Genomic DNA, 11,482 nt, shown 5'->3' with positions numbered 1-11,482 from the left:
GTGTGTGAGGCTAGTCATATGGCCTACGAGGACCTCGACCGACCGCCCCTGGACGTCCGCGCGCTGCGCACCGCGCTGGCGCGCACGCGCTGGGCGGACGTCCGGGTCAGCACCCGCACGGGCAGCACGAACGCCGACCTGGCCGCCCTGGCCCGCGACGGCGCCCCGGCCGGCACGGTGGTGGTCACCGAGCAGCAGACCGCCGGGCGCGGACGCCTGGACCGGCGCTGGGAGCAGCCGCGCTCGTCCGGCCTGGCCGTCTCGATGCTGGTGGCCGCGCGCGAGGTGCCGATGCACCGCTGGGCGTGGCTGCCGCTGCTCACCGGGCTCGCGGTCGACGCCACCGTCCGCTCGTTCGACGTGCCGTCGGCGCTGAAGTGGCCGAACGACGTCCTCGTGGACGACCACAAGCTCGCCGGCATCCTGGTCGAGGTGGTGGTGACGCCCGACGGCCCGGCCGCTGTCGTCGGCGTCGGGCTGAACACCGGGCTGCGGGCCGACGAGCTGCCCGTCCCGACCGCGACGTCGATGCTGCTGGAGGGCGCCTCGACGATCGACCGCACGGTGGTGCTGCGCGAGCTGCTGCGCACGTTCGACGCGCTGCACCGGGCCTGGGTCGCCGACGAGGGCGAGCCGACCAACGTCCGCGAGTCGTACGTGCGCCGCTGCGCGACGCTCGGCCGGCAGGTGCGGGTCGAGATGCCCGACGGCAGCACCCTGGAGGGCACCGCGGAGACGGTCGACCTCGAGGGCCGTCTCGTCGTGGCCGGGCAGGCGGTCAGCGCCGGCGACGTGACCCACGTGCGCGCCGTGGCATGACGCCGGACGCCGGCGCCTGCGTGCCAGACTGACGCCATGACGCTCCCGCGCAGGCTCATGACCGACGGCGAGCGTGTCGTCGCGTCCACCCGCACGCACGTGAAGGTGCTGCTGGCGCCGGTCGTCGTCCTGCTCGTGGTCGCGGCCGCCGGCGGCTTCCTGGCCGCCTGGACCCGCGACCAGGCCGGCGCGAGCGCCGCCTGGGCGGTGGCCGGGGTCGCGCTCGTGCTCGTGCTGTGGCGCTCGGTGCTGCCCTTCCTGCGCTGGCTGACCTGGACGTACACGGTCACGAACAAGCGCATCGTCGAGCAGAAGGGCCTGCTCACCCGCACCGGCCGGGTGATCCCGCTGAGCCGGGTGAACGACGTCTCGTTCGAGAAGAACCTCAACGACCGGGTGCTGGGCAGTGGGACGCTCGTCATCCACGACGCCAGCGAGCAGACCGGGCTGCGCCTGCACGACGTGCCGGGGGTCGACGAGCTGCACCGCACGCTGACCGAGCTGATCCACGCCGAGGGGAGCGCGAGCGGCCACCATGAGTCCGTCTGAGCCCGACCACCACCACCTGTCGTCGGCCGAGCGGGACGCGCTGCGCCGCCGGCTGAACCTGCTGATCCTGGGCGACCAGCGCGAGCTCACCGGCTCCGACGTCGTCGAGCAGGCCGGCGTCGACGCCGAGCTGGCCCAGCGGCTGTGGCGGGCGATCGGCTTCCCCGACGCCGGCGACACCGCCGCCTACTCCGAGCAGGACGTCCGCGTGCTCGAGGCGATCGACCGGCTGCAGCGCGACGAGGCGCTGCCGACCGACGCCCTCTTCCAGCTCGTCCGCGCGATCGGGCACCTGGTGTCGCGCCTGGCCGACTGGCAGATCTCGGTGATCGTCGACGCCGTCGAGAGCCAGGTCAGCGAGGGCCGGGCCAGCACCCGGCTCGAGGCCGCCGTCGACGTGGCCACCGACGTGGTGCCGACGTTCGACGAGGTGCTGCGGTACGCGTGGCGCCGTCACCTCGCCGCGTCCGCCGCCCGGGTCGAGGCGCTGGGCGAGTCCGACTCCGAGCTGCTCAGCACGCGGGTCACGGTGGGCTTCGCCGACCTGTCGCGCTTCACCAAGCTCTCCAACGAGCTCGACGAGATCGGCCTGGCCAAGGTCGTCCAGGGCTTCGAGAACCACGCCACCGACATCGTCGCCGCACGCGGTGGCCGGGTCATCAAGACGCTCGGCGACGCCGTGCTCTTCACCTGCCCCGACCCGCGCACCGCCACCACGCTCTCGCTGGAGCTCGTGCGCCAGATCGGCGCCCGCAAGGACCTGCCGGACGTCCGCGTCGGGCTCGCGACCGGCTCGGTCATCAGCCGGCTCGGCGACGTCTTCGGCCCGCCGGTCAACCTGGCCGCGCGCATGTCCGCGGTGGCGCGGGCCAACCGCGTCCTGGTCGACCAGGAGACGGCCAAGGCGCTGACCGGCGAGGAGTTCGAGGCGCGTCCGCTGCCGGCGCGTCCGCTGCGCGGGTTCGGCCTCGTGACCCCGGTGGCGGTCAGCCGGCGGCGCACGTTCCGGGCGCACTGACCGGCCTCGCTACCCTGTTCCGGTGACGAAGCCCGAGCTCGGAATCATCGGAGGCGGCCAGCTCGCCCGCATGATGCAGGAGTCCGCCAGCGCCCTCGGCGTCCGCGTGCGGCTGCTCGCGGAGGCGGCGGACGTGTCGGCCGCCCAGGTCGTGCCCGACCACGTGGTCGGCGACTACACCGACCTGGACGTGCTGCGGAAGGTCGTCGGCGACGCGCCGGTCATCACGTTCGACCACGAGCACGTCCCGCCGACCCACCTGCGCACCCTGGCGGACGAGGGCGTCGTCGCCCGTCCCGGCCCGGACGCGCTGCTGTACGCCCAGGACAAGGCGGCCATGCGCAGCCGGCTCGCCGGGCTCGGCGTGCCCGGGCCGCGGCACGCCGTGGTCAGCACGCGGCAGGAGCTCGACGCGTTCGCCGAGTCGCTGGGCGGCTACCCGCTCATCCTCAAGGTGACCCGCGGCGGCTACGACGGCAAGGGCGTCTGGCTCGTCCGCTCGCTGGCTGAGGCCGACGCCGCGTTCGAGGCGCTCGGCTCCAGCGCCGCCGGCACCCAGCTGCTCGCCGAGGAGCACGTCGCCTTCCAGCGCGAGCTGTCGGTGCTCGCCGCGCGGCGTCCGTCCGGCGACGTCGTCACCTGGCCGGTCGTCGAGTCGCGCCAGGAGGACGGGGTGTGCCGCGAGGTCACCGCCCCCGCGCCCGACCTGCCGCAGCGGCTGGCCGACCAGGCTCGTGAGATCGCCGAGCGGGTCGCCACCGAGCTCGGGGTCACCGGCGTGCTGGCCGTGGAGATGTTCCAGACCAACGACGGACGCCTGCTGGTCAACGAGCTGGCGATGCGTCCGCACAACACCGGCCACTGGTCGATGGAGGGCGCGGTCACCAGCCAGTTCGAGAACCACGTCCGCGCGGTGCTCGACCTGCCGCTCGGCTCCACGCGTCCGCGGGCCGCGTGGACGGTGATGGTCAACATCCTCGGCGGCAAGGTCACCGACCTGGAGGGCCAGCGGGCCGTCGTCATGGCCCAGGACCCCGACCTCAAGGTCCACCTGTACGGCAAGGAGGTGCGCCCGGGCCGCAAGGTCGGCCACGTCACCGCCTACGGCGACGACCTCATGGACGTCCTGGCGCGAGCGCGCCGAGGCGGCCGCCTCCTGGAGAACGGAGCAGTCGATGAGTGACCAGCAGCCGCGCGTCGGCATCGTCATGGGCTCGGACTCGGACTGGCCCACCATGGAGGCCGCGGCGACGGCGCTCGAGGAGTTCGGCGTCGCCCATGAGGCCGACGTCGTCTCGGCCCACCGCATGCCCGACGAGATGCTGGCCTACGGCCGTGAGGCGCACGCCCGCGGGCTCGAGGTCATCATCGCCGGCGCCGGCGGGGCCGCCCACCTGCCCGGCATGCTCGCGGCGGTCACCCCGCTGCCGGTCATCGGCGTCCCGGTGCCGCTCAAGCACCTCGACGGCATGGACTCGCTGCTCTCGATCGTCCAGATGCCGGCCGGCGTGCCGGTGGCGACCGTGTCGATCGGCAACGCGCGCAACGCGGGCCTGCTGGCCGTGCGCATCCTGGCCGCGGGCGACCCGGACCTGACCGCGCGCATGGTCGAGTTCCAGGCCGACCTCGCCGACGTCGCGCGGGCCAAGGGCGAGCGCGTCCGGAACCGCCCGCGCCCCTGACGGCGTCCCTCACCCCGCGGCCGCTCTGCCGCGAAGTGTGGAGCTATCGACCCTGATCCGCGCGATCGCGGTCGATACCTCCACACATCGCGGCAGCGCCGGGCTCGGGTGAGCTGACTAGGCGAAGCTGACGGACCCGTCGTCGGCGACCGTCCAGCCCGGGTTGTGCGCGACCTCCCACAGCGCGCCGGCGGGGTCGCGGACGTAGGCGTGGAAGATGCCGCCGAACGCGCCGTCCTGCGGCGGCTTCACGACCTCGCCGCCGGACGCACCGAGCCGCTCCACGAGGGCGGCGACCTCGTCGCGCGAGCCGACGTTGTGCGCGAGCGACAGGCCCGACGGCCCGCCGACCGGCTCGCCCACGTCGCGGGCGAACGACGCCGCGTCGAACAGGCCGAGCACCTGCCCGGGGGCGACCTGGACGAAGACGATCTCGCCGGGGACGACCAGCAGCGGCTCCCAGCCGAACCCCTCGGCGTAGAAGCGGCGCGACGCCTCGAGGTCGGGCGTGGCGAGCGTGACGAAGTGCAGACGGGTGTCCATGCCCCGACGCTAGCCGTCCCGGGGGACGACGAAGGACCCCTCCCGCGCGGGAGGGGCCCTTCGTCAGCGGCTCAGGCGAGCTGCAGCGTCTTGTCGGTGTAGGCGCGCAGGTCGGCCAGCAGCGACGGGTTCTCGCGCAGGTGCACGCCGTAGGACGGCACGACCTCCTTGAGCTGCGGGCGCCAGCCGTCGATGCGGTCGGGGAAGCACTTCTCCAGGACGTCCAGCATCGCGGCGACCGCGGTGGACGCGCCGGGGGAGGCGCCCAGCAGGCCAGCGATCGAGCCGTCGGCGGCGTTGACCACCGAGGTGCCGAACTCCAGCGTGCCGCTGGCGCCGTTGCGCTTGATCACCTGGACGCGCTGGCCGGCGGTGATGAGCTCCCACTGGCCGGACTCGGCGAGCGGGGCGAAGTCGCGCAGCGCGTCGACCTTCTTCTCCTGGCCCTTGAGCAGCTCGCCGATGAGGTACTTGGTCAGCGAGAACGAGTTCAGGCCGACGCCGAGCATCGAGAACAGGTTGTTCGGGCGGATCGAGCGCGGCAGGTCGGTGACCGAGCCGGCCTTGAGGAACTTGGGCGACCAGCCGGCGTACGGGCCGAACAGCAGCGAGCGCTGGCCGTCGATGACGCGGGTGTCCAGGTGCGGCACCGACATCGGCGGGGCGCCGACCGCGGCCTTGCCGTAGACCTTGGCGTCGTGCTGCTCGGCGATCGAGGAGTCCAGGCAGCGCAGGAACTGGCCGCTGACCGGGAAGCCGCCGAAGCCCTTGATCTCGCTGATGCCCGACTTCTGCAGCAGGTGCAGGGCGCCACCGCCGGCGCCGACGAACACGAAGCGCGCGCGGACGCGGGTCTTGGTCTTGGTGGCCAGGTCGCGGAGCGTGACCGCCCAGCCCTCGCCGTCACGGCTGAGCTTGACGACCTCGGTGCCGTAGCGGACGTCCGCGCCGCGCTGCGACAGGTTGGCGACGAGCTGGCGGGTCAGCGAGCCGAAGTCGACGTCGGTGCCGTTGTCGCTCCAGTTGAGCGCGACCTTCTGCGCGGCGTCGCGGCCCTGGGCCATGAGCGGCAGGCGCTTGGCGAACTCGGCGGAGTCGTCGACGTACTCCATGCCCGCGAAGAGCGGGTTGCCGGCGAGCGCGTCGTAGCGCTTGCGCAGGTACTGGGCGTCGGCCTCGCCGGTGACGAAGCTGACGTGCGGGACGGAGTTGATGAAGCTCGACGGAGCGGCCAGGTGGCCGTTCTCGACGCCGAACGACCAGAACTGGCGCGACAGCTGGAACTGCTCGTTGACCGTGATCGCCTTGCTGACGTCGACGCTGCCGTCGGCCTTCTGCGGCGTGTAGTTCAGCTCGCACAGGGCCGAGTGGCCGGTGCCGGCGTTGTTCCACGGGTCGCTGCTCTCCTGCGCGGGCTGCGACAGGCGCTCGACGACGCTCATCGTCCAGTCCGGCTGCAGCATCTTCAGCAGGGTGCCGAGGGTGGCGCTCATGATGCCCGCGCCGACCAGCAGGACGTCGGTGGTGCCCGGCGAGACGGACGAGGGGGTGGAGACGGCCGGTACGTTCGCGCTCTCGGACACGCAGGAAACCAACTTCCGCATTCGACGACAGGTGTCAGGATCCGGGGCTACGGCACGGCAGGACCCTCCCCTCCAGTGTCGCTCGCTTCGCCGGAAGACTCGCCGCCAGGTGGTGTGATCTTCGTCGCGTTGGAGTGTTCTGGGTCGCGTAGCGGTGGCGCACCCTGTCGTTGAGGTGCTATTGAGCCCGGTCGGCGACGTACGACGTCAGGTGCGTCAGCGTGGGTGTCCGCGGCGCCGAGCCGAAGCCGAACCGCACCGGCGGGTCGACGGGGGCCATGGTGCCCAGGTCGGTGCCGGCCCAGCGGGCCGACGCCGACCGCAGGCGGTGGACGTCCCGGGCGGCGTACCACTCGACCCGGTCGCCGTTGCCGGCGCTGCCGTGGGTGCGCACGCCGCGCATGAGCCGGCGGGCGACGGGGTCGACGGCCCGGGCCCAGCCCTGCGAACGTCCGAGCGCGGCCGGGACGAGCCGCAGCGGGTAGGCGACCGGGTGTCGGCGTCCGACCTCGAAGGACAGCTCGAGCGACGGGGTCGAGACCCGCCACGTCGGTCCCGGCACGACGTCGACCGGCTCCACGACGATCCGGTCGAACGTGTAGGTGGACGCCACGAAGTCGCCCAGCTCGGTGCTCGGCGCGACGAGCGTGCGGACGCCGTCGGGCTCCTCGACCATCACGTCGGCGAACGACCCGAACGGGCTCGTCAGCCAGTGGCCGAGCACGAGCCGGGTGCCGCTGGTGGTGCCCAGGCCGGCGATGTGGCCGGTGAAGGAGCGCGTCATGCGTCCACCCTCCGGGGCTGGGGGCGGCCGCGCACCCCGGAGGCGCTGCGGGCGCCGTGGGCGGCGCGGATACGATTACTAGGTCGTCCTACCTTTTGGGAGAACCCGTGTCCGACTTCTTCGCCCTCTCCGAGGAGCACCAGGCGATCCGCGAGGCCGTCCGCGCGCTCGCGGAGGCCAAGATCGCCCCGCACGCCGCCGACGTCGACGAGCAGGCCCGCTTCCCGCAGGAGGCCGCCGACGCGCTGCTGGCCGCCGACTTCCACGCCCCGCACGTGCCCGAGCAGTACGGCGGCGCCGGTGCCGACGCGCTCGCGACCGTGCTGGTCATCGAGGAGGTCGCCCGCGTCGACGTCTCCGCCTCGCTCATCCCGGCCGTGAACAAGCTCGGCTCGCTCCCGGTCCAGATCGGCGGCAGCGAGGAGCTCAAGGCCAAGTACCTCGGCGCGCTCGCCCGCGGCGACGGCGGGTTCTCGTACTGCCTCAGCGAGCCGGACGCCGGCTCGGACGCCGCGGCGCAGAAGACCCGCGCGGTGCGCGACGGCGACGCGTACGTGCTCAACGGCGTGAAGCGCTGGATCACCAACGCCGGCGAGTCCGAGTACTACACCGTCCTGGCGATGACCGACCCGGAGAAGCGCAGCAAGGGCATCAGCGCGTTCGTCGTCGAGAAGTCCGACCCGGGTGTCTCGTTCGGCGGCAAGGAGAAGAAGCTCGGCATCAAGGGCTCGCCGACGCGCGAGGTCTACCTGGACGACGTGCGCATCCCGGCCGACCGGCTCATCGGTGAGGAGGGCAAGGGCTTCGCCTACGCCATGCAGACCCTCGACCACACCCGCGTGACGATCGCCGCGCAGGCCGTCGGCGTCGCGCAGGGCGCGCTCGACTACGCGCTCGGCTACGTCCAGGAGCGCAAGCAGTTCGGCAAGCCGATCAGCGACAACCAGGGCATCCAGTTCATGCTCGCCGACATGGGCATGAAGGTGGAGGCCGCGCGGCAGATCACCTACGCCGCGGCCGGCCGCTCCGAGCGCGGCGACAAGGACCTGACGTTCTTCGGCGCCGCGGCCAAGGCGTTCGCCTCCGACGTGGCCATGCAGGTGACCACGGACGCCGTGCAGCTGCTCGGCGGCTACGGCTTCACCAGCGACTACCCGGTCGAGCGCATGATGCGCGACGCGAAGATCACCCAGATCTACGAGGGCACCAACCAGGTGCAGCGCATCGTCATGGCCCGCCAGCTGCTCGCCGGCGTCCAGTCCAAGCTCTGACGCCCGCCCGCGAGGGCCCCGCGACCGTGTCGGCCGCGGGGCCCTCGTGCGTCCGGGTCAGGTGGCGTCGTGCAGGGCCTGCGGCCCGACGACGGGGACGACGCCCTCGGCGGCCGCCACGAGCGCAGGGTCGGTCGTGACGAGGACGTCGGCCTGCTGGCGGGCGACGGCCACGTGCTCGGCCGCGGCGACGCTCAGTCCTTGGTGCTCGAGCGCGAGGCGCCAGCCGACCCCACGGGTGACCCGGTCGCCCAGGGCGCGGAACCGCAGCTCGGTCACCGGGTCGTGCAGCGCCCGCGCGTCCTGCTCGGTGCGGCGTCCGGCCCGGACGTCGTCCAGCAGCAGCTGCAGGGCGCCGGTGCGCACCGAGCGTGGGGCGACCAGCTGGTGCTGTTCGCCCAGGACGAGGCCGGACTCGACGACGTGCAGCAGCGTGGCGGCGTCGATGGCGAAGCGCGTCATCGGCCCAGGCTACGAGCGCCCGCGGTCTAGAGCGCGAAGCTCCAGCGCTCGGCGAGGGCGCCGGCCGTGAGGGTGTCGAGCTGGGACTCCAGCTCGTGCTGCAGGATGCTCGTCTCCTCCTGGGACTCGGCGTCCATGCGCAGCACCTCGACGCCGTCGGCGCGGCGGCGCAGGACGAACTCGCCCACCGACGGTGTGTCGACCGCGCCGAGCGAGACGAGCGCGAGCGCCGACCAGGCGAGCAGCCGCAGCCGGCGCCATCCCTGGTGCGCGTGCCGCTCCAGCGAGAGGACGAAGACGTCGCGGGCGGGGGCGCTCGGCTCGATCACGGTCGGCAGGCTACCGCGACGCGGCGGCGAGCAGCGTCTCGGCGGCGGCCAGGGCGCGGGCGAACGGGGCGTCCATCGCGTGCAGGCCGGCGGTGACGACCGCACCCTCGTGCAGCAGCATCAGCTGCTCGCCCAGGGCCGCCGGGTCGGACGCGCCGGCGTCGGCGGCGATGGTGACGAACAGGTCGCGGGTCCAGGCCTTCTGCCGGGCGGTGGTCTCGTGCGCGACGTGGTCCTCGGCGATCTCGGCGTGGGCGTTGATCATGGCGCAGCCGCGGCTGCCCTCGGCCCGGGCCCACGTGGCGGCCGCGTCGAAGACGGCACGCAGCCGCTCGAGCGGGTCGGCGCCGACGTCGGCCAGCCGGGCGTCCAGCTGCGCGCGCCAGCGCGTGTCGCGCGCAGCCAGGTACTCGGCGACCAGGCGGTCCTTCGAGCCGAAGCGGTCGTACAGCGTCTTCTTCGTGACCCCGGCCCGCTCGGCGATCGCGTCCACCCCGACGGCGTGGATGCCGTGCTCGTAGAACAGCGCGGACGCGGCGTCGAGCACGGCGTGCGCCTTAGGCGTCCAGTCGATCGTCATGCTCCGAGAATAGCGGGGCAGTAGACCGATCGGTATATTCGAGGGATGACTACACCGATCGGTATACCGCGGGCTCCTCGTGGCCTCGTCTCGGCGGGTCTGGCGGCCCTGTTCGTCGTGTGCTGGTCGTCCGGCTTCGTCGGCGCCAAGCTCGGCACGGGGGAGGCGGCGCCGACGACCCTGCTGATGTGGCGGGCGCTCCCGGCCGCGCTGCTGCTCCTGCCCCTGGCCTGGCGGCTGGAGCGTGGGCGCCGCACCCGGCCGGGTGCCCGACTGTCGTGGCGGGCCGTCCGTGTCCACGTCGTCGTCGGCGTGCTCTCGCAGACCTGCTACCTGCTCACCGTCTACGGCGCGATCGACCTGGGCGTCAGCTCGGGCACGACCGCGCTCGTGGACGGCGTGCAGCCGCTCGTGGCCGCCGTGCTGGTCGGCCCGCTCCTGGGTGCGGCGGTCACTGGACGCCAGTGGGCCGGCCTCGGGCTCGGTCTCGCCGGCGTGCTGCTGGTCTCGTGGGCCGACGCCACGTCCGGTGCCGGGGACGTCCCGGCCTGGGCCTACGCGGTGCCGCTGGGCGGCATGCTCAGCCTGCTCGCGTCCACGATCGTGGAGCGCCGGGCGGGGCTGGCGACGCCGCCGCTGACCGCCCTGGCCGTCCACGCCGCCACGTCCGCGGTGCTGCTCACGAGCGCCGCGGTGCTCACCGGCACCGCGGTGCCGCCGGCCTCGCGCGACTTCTGGCTGGCCACCGCCTGGCTGGTCGTGCTGGCGACGCTGGGCGGCTACGGCCTGTACTGGCTGCTGGTCGAGCGCATCGGCGTGGTGCCGGTCAACAGTCTGATGTTCCTCGTCGCGCCGGTGACCAGCGTCTGGGGCGCGCTCATGTTCGGCGAGCCGCTGACGGCCGTGACGGTCGCCGGGCTCGCCCTCACGCTCGTCGCCGCGGCCACCGCGACGGCGCGGCGCCGGACGGCGGTCGCCGCGCCCGCCTAGCCGCGCGGGTCCGGCGAGCCGGGCTCGCGGCCGACGCCCAAGCGTTCCTCGTCGGCCCGGGTGGCCTCGAGGATCCGGCGCGCCACGGTCCGCCGGTCGGACGTCCGGTCGCCCAGGGGGCCGATGAGCAGCGCCTCGACGGCGCGCCGCAGCCGCAGCCGGTCGTCGGCGGCGAGGAACGGCAGGGCGGCCTCCGCCGCCGACAGGCCGTGGTACTGCTCGAACGACGAGCGGCTGTGGACCATGGCCTGCTTGAGCACCTCGAGCGTGGCCAGCCGGGGGTCGCGCTCGATCAGGGCGAGGGCGACGACCCGGTTGCCCTCGCCGTCGGTGTCGAAGACGTCCTCCACGTCCGACGGCGACAGGTCGGAGGTCTCCATCTCGCGGGCGCTCTGCATGACCGCCTCGAGCTGCTTGGTCCGGTCCCAGCCGGACGGCTGGGACGATCGCAGGTGCTCGTAGCGGGTGCCCACCGCCGCCGCGGTCGCCCGCAGCATGGCGGCGCGTCGCTCCAGGCGGGACGCCCGCTCGACGTCGCCGGTGGCCCGGGCCTGCGCCGCCGCGACGAAGTCCTGCTCGGCGCGCTGCTCCAGGCCGAGCTTGACCCCGCCGGCCTCGACCGACCGGACGCGGTCGCCGAAGACGCCGAACCCGGCGACGACCACGCCGGCCGCGACGAGCGACGCCGACCCCAGCTCGTTGTCGGTCGTGAAGACGGCGACGGCGCCCGCGACCAGGCAGGCCGTGCCGAAGACGAGCGTGGCCAGCAGGTACGGCCGCTTCCACGCCGGGACGCGGCCCGCGGTGTCGTCCTTCTCGGTCATCTTCCGAGGCTAGGCGCGCAGCGGGTCGCTCCGGACCGTCCCGGCCGG

At 73.6% G+C, this 11,482-nt stretch carries 14 protein-coding genes; 7 read left to right on the top strand and 7 right to left on the bottom strand.

Annotation, left to right across the window (positions count from 1 at the left end; genetic code table 11):
* Positions 1-18: 18 nt before the first annotated feature.
* From HGAM_RS00285 to purE, 5 genes are read left to right on the top strand one after another with little or no spacing between them, the layout of a single operon-like run.
* Positions 19-819: a biotin--[acetyl-CoA-carboxylase] ligase gene (locus tag HGAM_RS00285; protein WP_019143468.1), complete on the top strand. Its 801-nt coding sequence runs from the start codon at positions 19-21 to the stop codon at positions 817-819.
* Positions 820-855: 36 nt separating this feature from the next.
* Positions 856-1,368 carry a PH domain-containing protein gene (locus HGAM_RS16960; RefSeq protein ID WP_019143467.1) on the top strand — a complete coding sequence of 171 codons (513 nt, stop codon included), beginning with the start codon at positions 856-858 and terminating at the stop codon, positions 1,366-1,368.
* Entirely contained in the window at positions 1,355-2,386 is a 1,032-nt protein-coding gene (locus HGAM_RS16955; RefSeq protein ID WP_019143466.1) for an adenylate/guanylate cyclase domain-containing protein, read from the top strand. Before HGAM_RS16960 ends, HGAM_RS16955 begins: the two co-directional genes overlap by 14 nt.
* Positions 2,387-2,408: 22 nt before the next feature.
* Complete coding sequence (locus HGAM_RS00270; protein ID WP_019143465.1) at positions 2,409-3,569, top strand: 5-(carboxyamino)imidazole ribonucleotide synthase; 1,161 nt, start codon at positions 2,409-2,411, stop codon at positions 3,567-3,569.
* Positions 3,562-4,068: a 5-(carboxyamino)imidazole ribonucleotide mutase gene (gene purE, locus HGAM_RS00265; protein ID WP_019143464.1), complete on the top strand. Its 507-nt coding sequence runs from the start codon at positions 3,562-3,564 to the stop codon at positions 4,066-4,068. Before HGAM_RS00270 ends, purE begins: the two co-directional genes overlap by 8 nt.
* 117 nt (positions 4,069-4,185) lie before the next feature.
* Here purE and HGAM_RS00260 read toward each other — a convergent pair whose 3' ends face one another.
* From HGAM_RS00260 to HGAM_RS00250, 3 genes are all read right to left on the bottom strand, one after another.
* The gene (locus HGAM_RS00260; RefSeq protein WP_019143463.1) at positions 4,186-4,611 is read right to left on the bottom strand and encodes a VOC family protein; all 426 of its coding nucleotides are present in this window, start codon (positions 4,609-4,611) and stop codon (positions 4,186-4,188) included.
* 71 nt (positions 4,612-4,682) lie between these two features.
* A complete protein-coding gene (gene mqo / locus HGAM_RS00255) occupies positions 4,683-6,194 on the bottom strand; it encodes a malate dehydrogenase (quinone) (RefSeq protein WP_019143462.1) in 1,512 nt (503 codons plus the stop codon).
* Positions 6,195-6,372: 178 nt separating this feature from the next.
* A complete protein-coding gene (locus tag HGAM_RS00250) occupies positions 6,373-6,978 on the bottom strand; it encodes a hypothetical protein (RefSeq protein WP_019143461.1) in 606 nt (201 codons plus the stop codon).
* A 107-nt stretch (positions 6,979-7,085) separates the two neighbouring features.
* On the opposite strand from HGAM_RS00250, the gene HGAM_RS00245 reads away from it, so the two are divergent.
* Positions 7,086-8,249, top strand: a complete 1,164-nt coding sequence (locus HGAM_RS00245) for an acyl-CoA dehydrogenase family protein (RefSeq protein WP_019143460.1) — start codon at positions 7,086-7,088, stop codon at positions 8,247-8,249.
* A 57-nt stretch (positions 8,250-8,306) separates the two neighbouring features.
* On the opposite strand, the gene HGAM_RS00240 is transcribed toward HGAM_RS00245, so the two are convergent.
* Genes HGAM_RS00240 through HGAM_RS00230 form a run of 3 tightly spaced genes read right to left on the bottom strand, consistent with a single transcriptional unit; the run spans position 8,307 to position 9,620 of the window.
* Entirely contained in the window at positions 8,307-8,711 is a 405-nt protein-coding gene (locus tag HGAM_RS00240; RefSeq protein ID WP_019143459.1) for a hypothetical protein, read from the bottom strand.
* Positions 8,712-8,737: 26 nt separating this feature from the next.
* The gene (locus HGAM_RS00235; RefSeq protein WP_019143458.1) at positions 8,738-9,040 is read right to left on the bottom strand and encodes a hypothetical protein; all 303 of its coding nucleotides are present in this window, start codon (positions 9,038-9,040) and stop codon (positions 8,738-8,740) included.
* Between the two features lie 10 nt (positions 9,041-9,050).
* Positions 9,051-9,620: a TetR/AcrR family transcriptional regulator gene (locus HGAM_RS00230; RefSeq protein ID WP_038951432.1), complete on the bottom strand. Its 570-nt coding sequence runs from the start codon at positions 9,618-9,620 to the stop codon at positions 9,051-9,053.
* Positions 9,621-9,665: 45 nt separating this feature from the next.
* Between HGAM_RS00230 and HGAM_RS16950 the strand changes: the two genes are divergently transcribed.
* Complete coding sequence (locus tag HGAM_RS16950; protein ID WP_049798079.1) at positions 9,666-10,610, top strand: DMT family transporter; 945 nt, start codon at positions 9,666-9,668, stop codon at positions 10,608-10,610.
* Here HGAM_RS16950 and HGAM_RS00220 read toward each other — a convergent pair.
* Complete coding sequence (locus tag HGAM_RS00220) at positions 10,607-11,434, bottom strand: hypothetical protein (protein WP_019143456.1); 828 nt, start codon at positions 11,432-11,434, stop codon at positions 10,607-10,609. The genes HGAM_RS16950 and HGAM_RS00220 overlap by 4 nt on opposite strands.
* Between the last annotated feature and the right edge of the window lie 48 nt (positions 11,435-11,482).

This window comes from Aeromicrobium massiliense JC14 (assembly GCF_000312105.1).
GTDB classification, from domain to species: domain Bacteria; phylum Actinomycetota; class Actinomycetes; order Propionibacteriales; family Nocardioidaceae; genus Aeromicrobium; species Aeromicrobium massiliense.
This window is presented reverse-complemented; position numbering and strand designations above follow the sequence as displayed.

What these genes read in the sequence shown, in the direction of transcription:
- HGAM_RS00260 (WP_019143463.1), bottom strand. Translation starts at nt 4,611, where the DNA reads ATGGACACCCGTCTGCACTTCGTCACGCTCGCCACGCCCGACCTCGAG.
- HGAM_RS00250 (WP_019143461.1), bottom strand. Translation starts at nt 6,978, where the DNA reads ATGACGCGCTCCTTCACCGGCCACATCGCCGGCCTGGGCACCACCAGC.
- HGAM_RS00220 (WP_019143456.1), bottom strand. Translation starts at nt 11,434, where the DNA reads ATGACCGAGAAGGACGACACCGCGGGCCGCGTCCCGGCGTGGAAGCGG.
- HGAM_RS16955 (WP_019143466.1), top strand. Translation starts at nt 1,355, where the DNA reads ATGAGTCCGTCTGAGCCCGACCACCACCACCTGTCGTCGGCCGAGCGG.
- HGAM_RS00285 (WP_019143468.1), top strand. Translation starts at nt 19, where the DNA reads ATGGCCTACGAGGACCTCGACCGACCGCCCCTGGACGTCCGCGCGCTG.
- HGAM_RS00230 (WP_038951432.1), bottom strand. Translation starts at nt 9,620, where the DNA reads ATGACGATCGACTGGACGCCTAAGGCGCACGCCGTGCTCGACGCCGCG.
- HGAM_RS16950 (WP_049798079.1), top strand. Translation starts at nt 9,666, where the DNA reads ATGACTACACCGATCGGTATACCGCGGGCTCCTCGTGGCCTCGTCTCG.
- HGAM_RS00240 (WP_019143459.1), bottom strand. Translation starts at nt 8,711, where the DNA reads ATGACGCGCTTCGCCATCGACGCCGCCACGCTGCTGCACGTCGTCGAG.
- HGAM_RS16960 (WP_019143467.1), top strand. Translation starts at nt 856, where the DNA reads ATGACGCTCCCGCGCAGGCTCATGACCGACGGCGAGCGTGTCGTCGCG.
- purE (WP_019143464.1), top strand. Translation starts at nt 3,562, where the DNA reads ATGAGTGACCAGCAGCCGCGCGTCGGCATCGTCATGGGCTCGGACTCG.